We start from the raw sequence: 16,314 nt of genomic DNA, 5'->3' as shown, positions 1-16,314 counted from the left end.
ATTGGTAATTGTTGGCAGCCCGGCGTTAATTAATTTTAGAATAAACATAACAAGCGCTACTCGACTATTCACAATCATCAAGCGTACTGCGCCCGCTGGCTCGGAATGCGCACCGTGTCGGCGGGCTCGCCTTTCATGGGGCGGGTTTCGCGCTCGCCGCGGCTTACGGCCAGAATAACCCCTACGCTTAATCCGGTGAAAATGAGCGAGGTGCCACCCATACTTAGCATGGGCAGCGGCAGGCCCGTAACGGGCCCTAGCCCTACGGCCACGCCCATATTTACCATTGCCTGCAACACCAAACTGAAGCTCAGGCCCGCCGAGAGCAGGCCGCCGAAGGCGCCCTGGCTATTCATCACGGTTTTTAATCCTCGATATAAAAAAGCCAGGTAAAGAAAGAGCACGAACAAGCCGCCAATCATGCCATATTCCTCGATAATAATGGCGTAGATAAAGTCGGAATACGGATGCGGCATAATGTTGCGCTCGGTGCTTTTGCCGGGGCCTTTGCCGGTGAGGCCGCCCGTGGCAATGGCGATAAACGAGTGCTCAAGCTGAAACTGCGGCTTTTTGGTTTTGTCGGTGAAATTGGTAACGCGCGACATTACGGTGCCCAGGCGCTGGCCGGCCGCTAGCCCCGCCCCGCCCAGTACTACGCCAATGGCCACCATCACCAGCATCTGCTTGATGGGCACGCGGCCGATGAACATGAGCAGCAGGCAGGTCAGAAATAGTAAAAGCGCGGTAGACGCATTCGACAGCACAATCAGCCCGCAGATAACCCCTACCCAAAGCATTACCGGGAAGAGCGTGCTCCAGAAATCGTGCAGGTGCTGCTGGCGGCGGCTGAGCATGCTGGCGAGGTGCGAAATCAACGCCAGCTTGGCCAGGTCGGACGGCTGGAACGTCTGGTTAATTACCGGAATGGTGAGCCAGCGCGAGGCGCCATTCATTTCGCCACCCATAAAATAAGTGAACAGCAGCAGCGGCACCGAAATAAGCAGCGCGTACAGCGACAGCCGCGAATAGTGACGGTAGTCGATGCGGTGCGCCAGCCACATCAGGCCCAGCCCGATGAATATCAGGCTTGTATGCTTAAGCACAATAAGCTCGACCGAGCCGGTGCGGCCGTGCAGCTCGTTGCGGTAGGCCAGCGTGCCGGTGGCCGAGTACACAACCGCGATGCTGATGAGCGAAAACAGGATAACGATGGCCCACAGAATGGGGTCGCCTTTGAGGTTGCGCTGCAACCAGGTGTGCCGGGTGGTTTCCATAGACCGCAGGTTTAACGGATTTAACTGATTTCGCAGATTCAGGCGCCTACTTACTAAGTAGTTAGGGCCTGCACGGTGGCGGCAAACTGCCGGCCCCGGTCTTCGTAGTTTTTAAATAAATCGAAGCTGGCGCAGCAGGGCGAGAGCAGCACCACGTCGCCGGGGCTAGCCAGGGCGGCGGCGCGGCGCACGGCATCGGCCATGCTTTGGGTTTCTTCGAGGTGCGGCACTTTGGCTTCAAACGCGGCGCGCAGCTTGGCATTATCCACGCCGAGGCACACGAGCGCTTTTACTTTTTGCTCGGCCAGCGGCTCAATGCTGGCGTAGTCGTTGCCTTTGTCGGTGCCGCCGGCAATCCACACAATGGGCCGCTTAATGCCGTCGAGGGCGTACCAGGCGGCCTCCACGTTGGTGGCCTTGCTGTCGTCGATAAACTGCACGTCGTTCAGCTCGCGCACGAGTTGCAGGCGATGGTCGGCATTCTGGAAGGTGCGCAGCGCGGCCTCAATCTGGGCGGGCGAGGCGCCGGCCACGCGGGCCGCCAAAATGGCGGCGGCCATATTCTGCTGGTTGTGCTGGCCGATGAGCGGCGAGTTTTTGATACTCACCTTATCGGGGTGGCGGTCCTCGATGGGCAGGTGCACGCGCAGGGTGCATTCGTCCTCGTAGTAGCCGGCCAGGTGGTAGTCGGGCCGGTGGTGCAGGCTGAAGGGCAGCGTGAAGGCCGTCATAAAAGCCGTGGTCAGGAAACGGCCCGTATTCTCATCGTCGGCGTTGTAAATCAGGTAGTCATCGGTAACCAGATTTTCGGCAATGCGCAGCTTGGCCCGAGCGTATTTCTCCAGCGAGTAGTCGTAGCGGTCGAGGTGGTCGGGGGTGATGTTGAGCAGCAGCGCAATCCAGGGATGGAAATCGGTGATATCATCGAGCTGGAAGCTGCTCAATTCCAGCACGTAATACTGGTGCTTGTCGTCGATTACCTGCTCGGCCAGCGAGTAGCCGATGTTGCCGGCCAGCCCCACCTTGAAGCCAGATTCCTTTAATAGGTGGTAGGTAAGCAGCGTGGTGGTGGTTTTGCCGTTGGTGCCGGTAATGGCCACGAAGCGCGCCTTGGTGTAGCGGCTGGCAAACTCAATCTCGGAATGAATCGGGATTTTCTTTTCCCGCAAAGCTTTAATGACGGGCGCTTTTTCCGGAATACCGGGGCTTTTAATTACCTCGCTAGCCTGCAAAATGCGGTCGAGGGTGTGCTGGTTTTCCTCAAATTCGATACCCGCTTTGGCCAGCTTTTCCTTGTACTGGGGCTGAATAGCGCCCCGGTCCGACACGAACACGCCGAAGCCCTTAGCCTGGGCTAGCAAGGCCGCGCCCACTCCGCTTTCGGCGGCGCCGAGAATGACGATATATTTCGCGTTTTCAGCCATGATGTTAACGCAGCTTTAAAGTAACCAAGGTAATGACGGCCAGCATAATACCCACAATCCAGAAGCGCGACACAATCTTGGATTCGTGGTAGCCCAGCTTCTGGTAGTGGTGGTGCAGCGGCGACATGCGCAGCAGGCGGCGGCCCTCGCCATACTTGCGCTTGGTGTATTTAAACCAGCTTACCTGCACGATAACCGACAGGTTCTCAATCAAAAACACGCCGCACAGCACCGGAATCAGCAGCTCTTTGCGCACGATGAGGGCTAGCACCGCAATGATGCCGCCCAGCGCCAGCGAGCCCGTATCGCCCATAAATACCTGCGCCGGGTACGAGTTATACCAGAGAAAGCCGATGCAGGCGCCGACGAAAGCGGTACAGAAAATAACCAGCTCGCCCGAATCCGGAATGAACATAACATCCAGGTAGTCAGCCAGCAAGGCATTGCCACTCACGAAAGCGAAAATGGCCAGCGTGAGGCCGATAATGGCCGAGGTGCCGGCCGCCAGCCCATCGAGGCCGTCGGTAATATTGGCGCCATTGCTCACGGCCGTGATGATGACGATAACCAGCGGAATGTAGAGCAGGCCGTAGAAGTCCTTGAAAACCAGTTGCGCATTCGAGAAAAAGTCGCCGTAGTTCAGCTCGTTGTTTTTCATGAACGGCACCGTGGTCAGGGTCAGGTGCACGTCTTTCCACACTTTGGTGGCGTCGATGGCCGAGTACTGGCCGTTGGGCAGCAGGTATTCGCGCACAGTTACCTCGTTGCTGTAGTAGAGCACCCAGCCCACGGTGAGGCCTAAGCCAATCTGGCCCAGTACTTTAAAGCGCCCGCTCAGGCCTTCTTTGTTCTTGCGAAAGACCTTGATGTAGTCGTCGAGGAAGCCGATGAGCCCTAGCCACACCGTGCTCAGCAGCATGAGGATAATGTATATATTGCGCAGCCGGGCAAACAGCAGCACCGGCACCAGAATGGCCAGCAGAATAATGAGACCGCCCATGGTGGGCGTGCCCTTTTTCTCGCTCTGGCCCTGCAGGCCAAGGTCGCGGATGGTTTCGCCCACCTGCTTGCGCTGGAGCACCCGAATGAGGCGCGCGCCAAAAAGCTGGGCAATAAGCAGCGACACAATCACGGAAAGCCCCGCCCGAAAGGTCGTGTACTGAAACACGCCCGCGCCGGGCAAGTGAAAGTGTTCGTGCAGGTAGCGAAAGAGATAGTAGAGCATCTTTTGGAATTATGAATTATGAGGTATGAATTAGGAATTGGGCGCCAGGGTGGCAAAAAACTCCTAATTTTCTACTTCATAATTTTTACTTTTTACGTTCGAGCAAAGCGGCGCGCAGCTCTTCGCGGTCGTCGAAGTGGGTTTTCACGCCCTTGATTTCCTGGTAGGTTTCGTGGCCTTTGCCGGCCACCAGTACAAGGTCGCCGGGGCGGGCCAGGGCCACGGCGGCCCGAATAGCCTGGCGGCGGTCGGCGATGGTTTGAGTGTGCGCATCGGCGGGCGGCAGAATGCCGGCCTGCATCTGGTCGAGGATGGCCAGGGGGTCCTCGTCGCGCGGGTTGTCAGAAGTCAAAATCACGGCATCCGAGAGCTGGGCGGCGAGCCGGGCCATAATGGGGCGCTTGGTAGCATCGCGGTTGCCGCCGCAGCCCACCACCGTGATGATGCGCTGCTCGGGCCGGCGCGTTTGAAGCAACGTTTGGAGCACGTTTTCGAGGGCGTCGGGCGTGTGGGCATAGTCCACCAGCCCCGAAATAGCTTGGCCGGGCACCGTTACGGGCTCGAAGCGGCCGGGCGCCGTGGTCAGGCCCGACAAAATGGTGAGTACCTCGGTGGGGTCTTCACCCAGCAGCACGGCCGCGCCATACACGGCCAGCAGGTTATAGGCGTTGAAAACTCCGATGAGGCGGAAATGCACCTCGCGGCCGTCGATATCGAGCAGCAGACCCGCCAGGCTGTTATCGACCAGCCGGGCCCGAAAATCGGCGGCCGAGCGCAGCGAATAGCTGGCACGGCGGGCGGCCGTGTTCTGCAGCATCACTGGGCCGCGCTTGTCGTCGGCATTGGTGAGGGCGAACGCGGTTTTGGGCAGCGCGTCGAAAAAGCCCTTCTTGGCTTTCAGGTAATTATCGAAGGTGCCGTGGTAGTCGAGGTGGTCGTGGGTGAGGTTAGTAAAAACCCCGCCCGCGAAGCGCAGCCCGCCCACCCGGTGCTGGGCCACGGCGTGGCTGCTCACTTCCATGCAGGCGTGGGTGCAGCCGGCGGCCACCATCTGGGCCAGCAGCTCGTTGAGCCGAATGGCATCGGGCGTGGTGTGGGTGCTCGGGATTACGGTTTCGTCAATCTGGTTCTGCACCGTGCTCAGCAGGCCGGCGTGGTAGCCCAGCTCGCGCAACAGCTTGTGCAAGAGCGTAGCGCAGGTCGTTTTGCCGTTGGTGCCGGTCACGCCCACCAGGGTCAGCTGGCGCGAGGGGTGGCCGTAGAAGGCGCTGGCAATCGGCCCTAATGCGGCGGCGCTGTCGGCCACCTGCACGTAGGTGGTGGCGGGACTAAGCTCGGCCGGCAGCTCCTCGCAGACAATTACAGCCGCGCCCTGCGCCACCGCCTTGCCGATGAACCTGTGCCCATCGGTGGCCGTGCCGCGCAGGGCGCAAAACAGCATGCCCAGCCCCGCCTGACGCGAGTCGAGGGTGAGGCCGGCCACGGGCACGTCGGGGCTACCATGCTGGGCTAGCACGTCAACCTCGGTGAGCAAAGCAAAAAGGGGCAGCGTACTCATGCAGTTTTTCGGTTTTTGGCAGCAGAAGCTCCTTTTTTGACCGGCGAAGTTCCCGCCGAAGGTGCCGAAGCGGGCGCCGCGCTTCGCTGAGTCGTGCGGATATCCGCCTTAGTATTAGGGGCTGACTTTTTAGCCTTGGCCGGCTTTTCTTTGGGTGTAGCGATAGCTGGCTTTTCCTTGGCTGGCTTGTCTTTCGATGGTGAGCTGGCTGGCTTTCTGGTCACCTTAGCGTCTGGCTTGCTGGTGGTTTCAGCTAGGGCGCTCGCGGGTTTAGTGGTCGAGGCTTTGGCCTTGGCAGCAGTCGGCTTCGCGGCAGTCTTGGCCGCAAGTGCGGCAGGCTTCAGCGCCTTGGCCCGGGTGCCCGACTCGGCCGGAATGAGCAGCGTATTCTCCTCTACTTCGGTGTGCACCGGCGCGGGCAGGGCTAGCGGCGCGGCGGTGGGCGCGGCGGTGGGCGTGAGAATAAGCCCTACCACGAGGCCGCGCTTGGCAAACTCGCCGGGGGCTAGCGACTGCTCGCGCACGCGGCCAGTGCCGCTGGCCTGTACTTTCAGGCCCCGGTTTTCAAGTAAAAACAGGGCGTCGCGTAGGGTAAGGCCGCGCACGTCGGGCATCCGGCCGGGGTGCGCCACGCTGGCATCGGGGCGCAGCGACACGGTACGCGCCACGAATGCCGTATCGACGGCCGCCGTGGCGCGCACCCACTCCTCGCCGCCGGTGGCGTGGGTTTGGCCGGGCAGGCCGATGCGGTCGCACACCAACGCAATTTCCTGTTGCAAGCCGGCGCGCACCAGCGGCACGGGCGTGCGGCGGGCGGGCACCCTAGCCAGCATGGGCCGCTGGCTGGCCTGGTCGCGGGCCATGCACTTGTCGGCCACGTCGCGGAACACCGGGGCGGCCACGTCGCCGCCGTAGATGCGGCCCTTGCTCGGCGAGTCAATCACTACGATGCAGCTGTACTTGGGCTTATCGGCCGGGAAAAAACCGCAGAAGCTGGTCGAGTACGTTTTGGTGTAGCGGCCGTTCTTGAACTTCCAGGCCGTGCCCGTTTTGCCGGCAATGCTGTAGTCCTTGGGCCGGATGGCCTTGGCCGTGCCTTCCAGCACCACGCCTTCCAGCATAGCGTGCAGCTTGCGCAGGGTGGCATCGGAACAGATTTTGGGGTTCAGCACCTGCGTCTCGAAGTGCTCCACTACCTGGTCGGCCTGCTTGATTTCGCGCACTATCATGGGCGCCACTTTCACGCCGCCGTTGGCCACGGCGTTGTAGAAAGCCAGCGTTTGGAGGGGCGCCAGCTTCAGCTCGTAGCCGATGGCCATCGTGGAAAGCGAAGTGCGGCTCCAGCTGCGGTCGCGGGGGTCTTTCACGTAGGGCAGGGCCTCGCCGTTCATCTGGAAGCCTAGCGGTTTATCCAGCCCAAATTTCTTGAGGTAGTCGGTGTAGCGCGTGGGGTTGCCGGCAAAGTGCTCCTGCACCAGCCGCGCCACCCCAATGTTGCTCGATTTCTCAAACACCTGCTGCACCGTGATGCGGCCGTTGGCGTGCGAATCGGTTTTCACGGCCCCGCCAATGAGCATCCGGCCAGGGCCGGTGTCCACCATATCGTCGAGCTGCAGGCCAGGGTCAGCCTCGAACACCGCCGTCATCGACGCCAGCTTGAAGGTCGAGCCCGGCTCGGTGCGGCCCTGGTCGGCAAAGGCGTAGTTGTAGTCTTCCTTGTAGGTGCCGTCTTCGGCCTTGCCGAGGTTGGCCACGGCCTTGATTTCGCCGGTTTTCACCTCCATCAAAATCACGCAGCCGTACTTGGCGTCGTTGGCCACCAAAGCCTTGTAAAGCGCATCCTCGGCCCCATCCTGCAGGTTGATGTCGAGGGTTGTCTTTACATCGTAGCCCGGCTGGGGCTTGATTTCGGTGCCGTCGTACACGGGTTTGAAGCCGCCCGGCACGCGCTCAAACAGCGCCTCGCCCGGCCGGCCCGCCAGCTTCTGCTGGAACGTAAACTCTAGGCCCGCGCCGTTTTTGTCTTCATTCACGAAGCCCACCGTGCGCTGGGCTAGCCCGCCAAAGGGCCGGAAGCGCTTATCAACTTTTTCAAAAATGACCCCGCCCCGGCGCTTGGCCCGGAAGATGGGCCAGCTCGCCAACTCCTTCTTTTCCTGAAAGTTAATCTGCCGCGAGTTCAGCCGGATGTAGCGCACATCATGGTCGCCGTGGGCAGCCATCAGCTTGTGCTTGTATTCCTCCTTGCTGCGGTCCTGAAAGAAGTGCGCCAGGCAGCCGGCCAGCGAATCTACTTTAGCGCTAAACGTGGCATCGTCTACCACGCCGGGGTCCCAGGCCACCCGGTAAAAAGGTAGCGACGTAGCCATAATACTCTCATTATCAGAGTAAATATTGCCCCTGGTAGCCGGCACCGGCTGGTAGCTGATGCGGCGCTCCTGTTCCAGGGCGCGCCACTTGGCGCCTTCCTGGTACTGGATGTGCGAGATTTTCCAGGCCACGGCGCCGGAAAACAGCGTCACCCCCAGAAACGCGAGCCGCACCCGCGTGACAATGGATTTCTTAACGCTGCCTTTCATGGGACGACTTTTTAAAATCAGCTTTGGCCGAGCGGCCAGGAACCGTTTGAACTGTCTTGTGCTTTTTTGTACTATCAGGCTGCTTTTTAGCTGCTGCTGATTTTCTTTCTATTCTAGTAGCCAATCGATTAGCATTTGTAGCAGGCCCACTGGCCGAGTCTTCGGGGGCCAGGCCGGGCGGTGGGGCGCCAAGCTCGGGCGTGTCATCGGCGGGCAGGCCTAGCTGCTGGCGGCGCGCCCGGCCCTGGATAGAATCGGCCCGGACGGACGCTACCGAGTCGCGGGCGGCGCGGGCGGCCAGGGTATCGGCGGTGAGCACGGGCATGGTTTCGAGCTGGGCCTCGTCGAGGCGGCCGGCGGGCACGGCAATGCGGAAGGGCGGCGACGAACTCTCGACCAGCCCGATGGCCGCCACCTTGCGGGCCACTTCGCTCTGCTTGCTGGCCTCCATGTAGTCCGACTTCAGGGTGGTGTAGTCGGCGCGCAAGTCTTCGGTTTCCTGCTTGAGCCGCTGGATGTTACGGTTCATGCGGTTGCCATAGTGCGTGTTGCCGATGTAGAGCAGGATGAGCAGCATCACGAACAACAACTTGGGCAGAAAGCGCACCGGCAAGCCTTCGCGAAACAGCCCGTCGAGGCCGGTAAAGCGGTCGAGCAGCGAAAACAAGCTCCAGCCGGTGGCCGTCACGCCCTCGTTGCGGTCCCAGGCCGGGGCCGTAAACTCGACGGGAGCCGGCGCGGGCTTGCGCATTTTTTTGGGTTCGGTCGGCAGCGGCGCGGCAGCTTTGGGTTCGGCGGGCGCGGGCGCAGCAGCGGCCCTAGCGAGCGGAACCGGCGCAACTACGGGCGGCCCTGCTGGCTCAACCGGAACCTCGTTTACAGGCTCCGGTACCCGGGGGGGGCGCACGGTGTTGGCGCGGGGCGGACCAGCCGCGGCGGGACGTATTGTATTACCGGCCATGCTCTTACGCAGGAATAGAGGTTCGCACGCCGATGCGCAGCTTGGCGCTGCGGGCGCGGCTATTTTCGGCTACTTCGTCGGCCGAGGCCTCGGTGGGCTTGCGCGTGAGCGACTCGAAAGGCAGCGCCACGCGGCCGTATAAATCCTTTTCGGCCTGCCCGAAAAACTTGCCCTGACTCAGGAAATTCTTTACCAGCCGGTCTTCGAGCGAGTGGTAGCTCATCACGACGAGCCGGCCGCCCGGGCGCAGCACCTGGGCGGTCTGGGTCAGCATTTCCTGCAGGGCCGTCAGCTCGTCGTTGACCTCAATGCGCAGGGCCTGAAACACTTGAGCCAGGTATTTATTCTCTTTGCCGCGGGCCACTACGGGCTGAATGGCTTGCTTAAGCTCCTGAATGGTGCGCAGCGGGCGCTGGCGACGGGCCTGCACCACGGTGGTGGCCAGGGTGCGCGCGTTGGTTACCTCGCCATACATGCCAAAAATGCGGTGCAGCGCGGCCTCGTCGTAGTCATTTAGCACGTCGGCGGCGGTGGCTACGCTACTGTCGTGCGGGTCCATGCGCATATCGAGCGGCCCGTCGAAGCGCGTGCTGAAGCCCCGCTCGGCGGTGTCGAACTGGTGCGACGACACGCCCAGGTCGGCCAGCAGGCCATCCACGGGCAGCGCACCGCGCTGGGCTAGCTCGGCGGTGAGGTGTCGAAAATTGGCCCGGATGAAGGTGAACTGCGGCCGGGCCAGCTCGGCGGCCTGGCGCTCGGCGGCCTCATCCTGGTCGAAGCTATAGAGGTGGCCCTCAGTTAGCTTATCCAGAATGCGCGCCGAGTGGCCGCCGCCGCCGAAGGTGACGTCGACGTAGCGGCCACCGGGCACGAGGTCGAGGCCGGCCAGGCATTCGGCCAGCATCACGGGGCGGTGGTAGGCGGTATCGTTGGGGCGGGTGCTCATGCGGCCAGGCCGGGCAGGGCCGGCGTTTCGGGGGTGGCCGACAAGAACTTCTGCGCGAGTTTGGAGAAGGCTTGCTGGTCTTTGATTAAATGTTCGTCGTAGCGGGCGGGGTCCCACACTTCGCAGCGGTTGCCGAGGCCCACTATCACCGCTTCTTTTTCGAGGCCGGCGTAGCGGCGCATGGAGCCCGGCAGGCCAAAGCGGCCAATGCTGTCAAGCTCCACTTCGGTCATACCCCGAAAAAAATTGCGCTGAAACTGCCGGTACTCCTCGTTAAACTCATCCAGGGCCATCACTTTGGCGTGAATCAGCTCCCAGGCCGAGCGCGGGTACAGCACCAGGCAGGGCTCGAAGCCGCGCACCAGCACCAGCTGGCTGGCGTAGGCCTCGGGCAAGCTGGCCTTCACCTTGGCAGGCAGCACCAGCCGACCTTTGGGGTCGAGCTTGCAGTCGTATTCGCCGGACAGGAGCTGGTGCATGAGAGAAAAGGCCTGCCCGGCAGCGGCCTAGGCTAGGATAACAAAAGTACGCGTGCTTTCAAAAAACCCGCCACTTTCTACCACTTTCTACCACAGCCCCGAAAGTGCCTCTACGAGCTACAGACGCACCTTTACTTACTAATGCATCTTTGTTGCATAGCCGGAAAAGCCTATTCAGCAGCGGTTTCGGGGCAAAATCGAAACTAAAATGTGGCGGTCGCAAATTTTATTTTTAGCGAAACAATGTTGCAAAAACGGCATTTACTCTTGCCTCCCAATCCTTAACCGCTTCCGGATTTGGCACCGGCAACCTTCCTTTAGCACTAGCAAAGGCCTTTCGCTAGCCCCGGCGCCGACCGGCGAGGCAATCAGTGACAAGGTCTATCATTTTCCTGTTAATTTTCGGCATCATCTCAGCTTTTTAGCCCCTTGCCCGCCCCACCCGCCTTTTCGGAACCGGACTGCCTGCGCCGCCTGAAACAGGACGACGAGCGGGCGTTTGATGCCCTGTTCCGGCACTACAGCGCGCTGGTGTATCGCTTTGCGTATAGCTACCTCAAGTCGCGGCCGGCGGCTGAAGAGATTGTGCAGGAGTGCTTTATCAAGATTTGGGAGAAGCGCGGGCAGCTGCGCGACGATATTCCGCTGAAAGGTTACCTCTTTACCACGGCCCACCACGCGGTGCTGAATGAGCTGCGGCGCGACCAGCACCACCTGCGCCTGCACGGCCAGGTGGCGGCCACCAGCCCCGCCAGCGTGGCCAACGAGGCCGAGTACCAGGAAATGGAGGCGCTGTACCTGGCCGCCCTCGACCGCCTGCCGCCCAAGCAGCGCGAGGTGTTTGTGCTGAGCCGGCAGCAGGGACTCTCCTACCCCGAAATTGCCGAGCGCCAGGGCGTATCGGTGAAGACAGTGGAGGCCCACATTATGCAGGCGCTGAAGACGTTGCGCAAGTATTTTAACCTGCACGGGGGCGGCGTGCTGGGGCTGCTGCTGGCCCTGGCGCTCGGCAAGCGCTGAGGGCTGTGGCTGGCTAGGGTAGCCCAAGCGCAAGAGCTTTAGAGCCAGCTACCGGCCGGCGCGGGGGGGGGCCAAAACCAGCTGCCAGCTGCGCTAGCCCTGAATTTTCTGGCACCTTTGCGGTTTGTTAGCCTATTACCCTGAGCCAGGATGAACGCCACCGAGCAAGCCGAACGAGACTACCTGGAAGAGATAAAGGAGAAGCTGGCGCTGGCCATCCGGCGCGGCGACGAGGCCGTGCGGCAGTTTTCGGCCGAGCTGCGGGAGAAGAAGCAGTACATCCACGAAAACCAGTCGGGCATGGACGACGCGGATATGGTAGCCGCCGACCAGTCCATCAACCGCATGGCTTTTACGGGCGAAGCCGCCGTGGCGCGCAAGCGCAAGCTGCTCAAGCTGAGCCAGTCGCCTTATTTTGGGCGGGTCGATTTTGCCCCGTTGGGCAAGCCCGCCGTGCCGGTCTACATTGGCATGTACTCGTTTCTGGACGAGCAGCAGCGGCAGAGCCTCATCTACGACTGGCGGGCGCCCATCTCATCGCTGTTCTACGATTACGAGCTAGGGGAGGCCTCCTACCCCACGCCTTCGGGCACGGTGCCGGGCGTTATCGAGCGCAAGCGGCAGTACAAAATCCGCGACGGGCGCCTGGAGTTTATGCTCGAAAACGACGTAAACATCCACGACGACGTGCTGCAGCGCGAGCTAGCCAAGTCTTCGGACGACAAGCTGAAGACCATCGTGGCCACCATTCAGCGCGACCAGAACGCCGTGATTCGCAATGAAACGGCGTCGGTAATGGTCATTCAGGGCGTGGCGGGCTCGGGCAAAACCTCGATTGCCCTGCACCGCATTGCGTTTTTGCTGTACCGCTTCCGCGACACGATTACGGCGCGCGACGTGCTCATCATCTCGCCCAACAAGGTGTTTGCCGACTACATCTCGAACGTGCTGCCCGAGCTGGGCGAGGACCATATTCCGGAGTTGGGCATGGAGGAGCTGGCCGCCGATTTGCTGGGCGGCGGCTACACCTTCCAGACGTTTTTCGAACAGGTTTCGGCGCTGCTCGAAAACCCCGACCCGGCGTTTATCGAGCGCATCCGGGTCAAGTCGTCGGTGGAATTTCTGGGGCAGCTGAACCAGTACCTGCTGTATATTGAGAATAACTACTTCGCTAGCAAGGAACTGCGGGTGGGCAAGACCGTGGTACCGCTGCCGTTTATTCTGGCCAAGTTTAAAGCCTACCACCGGGTGCCGCTCCTGAAGCGCTTCCCGCTGGTGGCCCAGGATGTGCGCAACTACGTGCGCGACGCCGTTGGCCGCAAGCTCACGGGGCAGGAGAAAGGCACCATTGGCGAGGCCGTGGCGCACATGTTCAAGTTTACGCAGGTGCCGGACCTGTACCGCGATTTTTTTCGCTGGCTGGGCCGGCCCGAGCTGCTGCGCTACGAGCCGGGCCAGCGCCTGGAATACGCCGATGTGTTTGCCCTCATTTACCTACGCCTGCGGCTGGAAGGCGGCACGGCCTACGAGCACGTGAAGCACCTGGTAATAGACGAGATGCAGGACTATACCCCCGTGCAGTACGCGGTGCTGGCCCGCGTGTTTGGGTGCCGCAAAACCATCCTGGGTGATGTGAGCCAGACGGTGAATCCCTACAGCGCTTCCCCGGCCGAAACCATCGAGCGGGTTTTTCCGCAGGCCGAGGTGGTGGAGCTGCACCGCAGCTACCGCTCGACCGTCGAAATCACAACCTTTGCCCAGCGCATTGTGCCCAACCCGCGGCTGGTGCCGCTGCAGCGCCACGGGCAGGCGCCCGCCGTGCTGCGCTTTGCTAGCCCAGCTCAGGAGTTGCAGGCCATTCGGGAGCTGGCGGCGGCCTTTCAGGGCGCCGGCCAGCAGTCGCTGGGCATTATCTGCAAAACGCTGGGGCAGGCCCGGGCGGTTTATGAGGCCCTGCAAGCCGATGGCGGGCAGCTGCTTACGGCCGAGTCGGCGACCTTCAAGGAGGGCATCATCATCACCACGGCGCATTTGGCCAAGGGCCTCGAATTTGACGAGGTCGTTGTGCCCTTCGCCACGGCTCGCACCTACCACACGGCCGTGGATAAGGGCATGCTCTACGTGGCGTGCACCCGCGCCATGCACCGGCTCACGCTGACGCATACGGGGGAGCCTACTGGTTTTTTGGCGGGCTAGCGGCGCGGGGCGCGGTTTGATTTTGGTACTTCGGACGTCAACCTCACCCCCTAGCCCCCCTAGCCGCGCTTCATTGCCTGGCACTTCTACTCCTTACTATTTATGACTATTTATGTCGACTTCCCTTTTCCTCAATCTAACCCTGGCCGGGCTGCTCGGCGCAGCTGGCTTGGCACTTCCTCCGCAGTTGGGCGCGGGCGCCGCCCCGCTAGCCCCCGCCCGCCCGCCCCTGGCCCAGCAGCCCGCCGATACGCTGAACCCGCTGAAAATTGTGTTCTTCGGCTCGTCGGTACCTTTTGGGCAGGGCGCTACCAACAAGTATGGCTACGTAGCGCGCTACGCCGCGCTGCTGGGCCGGCGCGCCACCGCCGGCCAGGGTGCGGCCTGGACGGTAGCCAACATCTCGGTGCCCGGCGATAACACGACCAAAGTGGCTGCCCGCTGGCCGCGCGACCTGGCGCCCCAGCGCGGGCGCTACGTGGTGCTGGCGCTGTCGCTGGGCAACGAAGGCATTCACGGCGGCGGCCAGCCCATTTTCGAGCAGTTTAAAACCAACCTCGCGCAGCTGGTGCAGCGGGCGCGGGCCCAGGGGCTGGTGCCGGTGGTGGCCAACTGCTACACCCGCAACGACTACACGCCCGAAGATTATGCCTTCATCAAGCAGATGAACCTGCTGCTGCACGCCTGGGCCGTGCCCAGCATCAACCTGCTGGGGGCCGTGGACGACGGCGCCGGCCACTGGGCGCCCGGCTACTGGGACGATGCCCTGCACCCCAACGACGCCGGCCACGCCGAGCTGGCCCATGCCATTGTGCCCTCCCTGTTCGATGCGCTGCGGGCGGGCAAGGCCCTGCCGCGCCGGCAGCCCACGGCCGGCGTGCGGCTGGGCAGCGGCGGGCCCGGCGCAGCTAGCCTGGTGCTGCGGCCCGAAGCCTTGCTGCACCCGTTCACGCAGGTCGTCAGCTTTCGCACGGCCGGCACGGGGCAGCTGGTAGGCTTGCAAGACAGCACGGCGAGCGGCAGCCTAAGCATTGCGCCCGGCGGGGGGCTGGCCTACACCTCGGCCCGGGGCGGGCGGCTAGCCACCCCGCAGCGCGTGAATGACAACCGCTGGCACCAGCTGGCCCTTGCCCACTACTACGCCGCGGGGTACACCGCGCTGTACCTCGACGGGGCCGAGGTGGGCCGCCTGCCCGAACGGCTGCTGACCCGGCAGCTCAGCCTCGGGGGCAGCCGGGCGCCCCGGCGGGTGCAGTACCGCAACTGGCTTTTTTACCGGGCCGGCATGAATGCCGACGAGGCCCGCGCCCTGGCGGCCGATTCGCTCCTCAAATCGAGCCTGGAGCTGTATGCCCCGCTCGGTGGCCGCCGCCCCCACCAGCCCGACTCGCTTCGCAACCTGGCCCAGAGCACCAATGGCCTGCTGCGCCTGGCGCAGCCCAGCCACGCCGCGCCGCTGCTAGGCCGCCCCAAACGCGCCGGGGCCGCGCCGCGCTAATTTTTTTTGAGGGGTGACTAAGGGGGAGGCCGCCAGCACGGTGTATTACTGCAAATGAGGGGGCACCCGGCCCCCGCCGCCAGTTGCCAGGCGCGCTTTTTTGCAGTAGTCGCGGCGCTTCTTCTATGCCTCCTCCCATTACCCAAGCCCTCGTAGCGGCCTACGCCGCCGGCACGGCCACCGCCGCCGAAGCCGCCGCCGTGCGCGCCTGGCTGGCGCAGCCCGCCAACCAGCTGCTGGCCCAGCACTGGATGCAGCTGCACTGGGAAGCCCTGGCCGCCGCACCGGCCCTGGCCCAGCCGCCGCCCGACGAGCCCGATTACGAGGCCCTGCTGCGGCGCACCCGCCTGCACCTGGCCCCCGCCGCGCCGCGCCACCAGCCGGCGCCGGTGTGGCGGCGCTGGGCCGCGGCGGCCGGGCTGGCGGCGGCCCTAGCCGGGGGCAGCTGGATATTCTACCACGTGCCCCGCGCCCCGGCCCCGCTGGCCGTGGCTACCGGCTTTGGCCAGACCCGCGCCCTGACGCTGCCCGACGGCTCGCAGGTGACCCTGAACGGCCACTCGACCCTGCGCTACGCCGCCACCTGGCTCCCCGACCAGCCCCGCGAGGTGTGGCTCGATGGCGAGGGCTTTTTCTCGGTGCAGCACCTGGCTAACAATCAGCGCTTTCTGGTGCACACCACGGCCGGGCTGCAGGTGGAGGTGCTGGGCACCAAGTTTGTGGTGGCCCGCCGCCGCGACCAAACGCGCGTGGTGCTGCTGCAAGGCAAGGTGCGGGTCGAGTTTGACGACCACCAGCAGCCCGATGTGCTGCTGCGCCCCGGCGAGCTTGTGGAAACCCACGACGACCAGCCGGCCCTCGTAACGCACAAGAAGGTGCACACTGCCCCCTACGCCGCCTGGAAAGATGCCCAGCTTGTGCTCGACGAAACCACCATTGCCGAGCTGGCCACCCGCCTGCACGATACCTACGGCCTCGACGTGGCCGTGACCACCCCCGAACTCAACCGCCGCCGCGTGACGGGCACCGTGCCCGTGAGCGACCTCGCCACGCTGCTGCAAGCCCTGGAAGAAACCTTCCAGCTCCGGGCCACCCGCCAGGGCAACCGCCTGACGCTGGCCGAAAAGCCTTAGTTTTTTCACTCTTTCCCCCAC

12 protein-coding genes are annotated in these 16,314 nt (G+C 62.8%); 4 read left to right on the top strand and 8 right to left on the bottom strand.

The genetic code is table 11. The features are described 5' to 3' along the window. Positions 1-77: 77 nt before the first annotated feature. From Q5H89_RS10305 to mraZ, 8 genes are all read right to left on the bottom strand, one after another. On the bottom strand, positions 78-1,274 hold the full coding sequence (locus Q5H89_RS10305; RefSeq protein WP_305019224.1) for an FtsW/RodA/SpoVE family cell cycle protein: 1,197 nt from the start codon (positions 1,272-1,274) through the stop codon (positions 78-80). Between the two features lie 53 nt (positions 1,275-1,327). Then, positions 1,328-2,698: a UDP-N-acetylmuramoyl-L-alanine--D-glutamate ligase gene (gene murD, locus Q5H89_RS10300; protein ID WP_305019223.1), complete on the bottom strand. Its 1,371-nt coding sequence runs from the start codon at positions 2,696-2,698 to the stop codon at positions 1,328-1,330. A 4-nt stretch (positions 2,699-2,702) separates the two neighbouring features. Further along, positions 2,703-3,923 (bottom strand): phospho-N-acetylmuramoyl-pentapeptide-transferase, encoded by a 1,221-nt coding sequence (mraY, locus tag Q5H89_RS10295; protein WP_305019222.1) that lies wholly within the window; start codon positions 3,921-3,923, stop codon positions 2,703-2,705. Positions 3,924-4,008: 85 nt separating this feature from the next. Next, entirely contained in the window at positions 4,009-5,481 is a 1,473-nt protein-coding gene (locus Q5H89_RS10290) for a UDP-N-acetylmuramoyl-L-alanyl-D-glutamate--2,6-diaminopimelate ligase (protein WP_305019221.1), read from the bottom strand. Next, positions 5,478-8,060, bottom strand: a complete 2,583-nt coding sequence (locus Q5H89_RS10285) for a penicillin-binding protein (protein WP_369810653.1) — start codon at positions 8,058-8,060, stop codon at positions 5,478-5,480. Before Q5H89_RS10285 ends, Q5H89_RS10290 begins: the two co-directional genes overlap by 4 nt. Continuing rightward, complete coding sequence (locus Q5H89_RS10280) at positions 8,044-8,811, bottom strand: FtsL-like putative cell division protein (RefSeq protein ID WP_305019220.1); 768 nt, start codon at positions 8,809-8,811, stop codon at positions 8,044-8,046. Before Q5H89_RS10280 ends, Q5H89_RS10285 begins: the two co-directional genes overlap by 17 nt. A 214-nt stretch (positions 8,812-9,025) precedes the next feature. Further along, positions 9,026-9,967 (bottom strand): 16S rRNA (cytosine(1402)-N(4))-methyltransferase RsmH, encoded by a 942-nt coding sequence (gene rsmH / locus Q5H89_RS10275; RefSeq protein ID WP_305019219.1) that lies wholly within the window; start codon positions 9,965-9,967, stop codon positions 9,026-9,028. After that, positions 9,964-10,446, bottom strand: a complete 483-nt coding sequence (gene mraZ / locus Q5H89_RS10270) for a division/cell wall cluster transcriptional repressor MraZ (RefSeq protein WP_305019218.1) — start codon at positions 10,444-10,446, stop codon at positions 9,964-9,966. Before mraZ ends, rsmH begins: the two co-directional genes overlap by 4 nt. Positions 10,447-10,875: 429 nt before the next feature. Here mraZ and Q5H89_RS10265 point away from each other — a divergent pair, with 429 nt between their 5' ends. From Q5H89_RS10265 to Q5H89_RS10250, 4 genes are all read left to right on the top strand, one after another. Next, entirely contained in the window at positions 10,876-11,466 is a 591-nt protein-coding gene (locus Q5H89_RS10265) for an RNA polymerase sigma-70 factor (RefSeq protein ID WP_305019217.1), read from the top strand. 150 nt (positions 11,467-11,616) lie between these two features. Next, positions 11,617-13,662 (top strand): HelD family protein, encoded by a 2,046-nt coding sequence (locus Q5H89_RS10260; RefSeq protein ID WP_305019216.1) that lies wholly within the window; start codon positions 11,617-11,619, stop codon positions 13,660-13,662. 112 nt (positions 13,663-13,774) lie between these two features. After that, positions 13,775-15,160, top strand: coding sequence for a GDSL-type esterase/lipase family protein (locus Q5H89_RS10255; protein WP_305019215.1), 1,386 nt, complete (start codon positions 13,775-13,777; stop codon positions 15,158-15,160). A gap of 125 nt (positions 15,161-15,285) precedes the next feature. Next, complete coding sequence (locus Q5H89_RS10250) at positions 15,286-16,293, top strand: FecR family protein (protein WP_305019214.1); 1,008 nt, start codon at positions 15,286-15,288, stop codon at positions 16,291-16,293. The last annotated feature ends 21 nt before the right edge of the window (positions 16,294-16,314 follow it).

Source organism: Hymenobacter cheonanensis, assembly GCF_030581075.1.
Classification (GTDB): domain Bacteria; phylum Bacteroidota; class Bacteroidia; order Cytophagales; family Hymenobacteraceae; genus Hymenobacter.
The sequence above is the reverse complement of the archived record's forward strand: the minus strand, read 5'-3'. Positions and strand labels throughout refer to the sequence as shown.

Coding starts and splice junctions, on each gene's coding strand:
- Q5H89_RS10305 (WP_305019224.1), bottom strand. CDS start 1,274: ATGGAAACCACCCGGCACACCTGGTTGCAGCGCAACCTCAAAGGCGAC.
- murD (WP_305019223.1), bottom strand. CDS start 2,698: ATGGCTGAAAACGCGAAATATATCGTCATTCTCGGCGCCGCCGAAAGC.
- mraY (WP_305019222.1), bottom strand. CDS start 3,923: ATGCTCTACTATCTCTTTCGCTACCTGCACGAACACTTTCACTTGCCC.
- Q5H89_RS10290 (WP_305019221.1), bottom strand. CDS start 5,481: ATGAGTACGCTGCCCCTTTTTGCTTTGCTCACCGAGGTTGACGTGCTA.
- Q5H89_RS10285 (WP_369810653.1), bottom strand. CDS start 8,060: ATGAAAGGCAGCGTTAAGAAATCCATTGTCACGCGGGTGCGGCTCGCG.
- Q5H89_RS10280 (WP_305019220.1), bottom strand. CDS start 8,811: ATGCGCAAGCCCGCGCCGGCTCCCGTCGAGTTTACGGCCCCGGCCTGG.
- rsmH (WP_305019219.1), bottom strand. CDS start 9,967: ATGAGCACCCGCCCCAACGATACCGCCTACCACCGCCCCGTGATGCTG.
- mraZ (WP_305019218.1), bottom strand. CDS start 10,446: ATGCACCAGCTCCTGTCCGGCGAATACGACTGCAAGCTCGACCCCAAA.
- Q5H89_RS10260 (WP_305019216.1), top strand. CDS start 11,617: ATGAACGCCACCGAGCAAGCCGAACGAGACTACCTGGAAGAGATAAAG.
- Q5H89_RS10255 (WP_305019215.1), top strand. CDS start 13,775: ATGTCGACTTCCCTTTTCCTCAATCTAACCCTGGCCGGGCTGCTCGGC.
- Q5H89_RS10250 (WP_305019214.1), top strand. CDS start 15,286: ATGCCTCCTCCCATTACCCAAGCCCTCGTAGCGGCCTACGCCGCCGGC.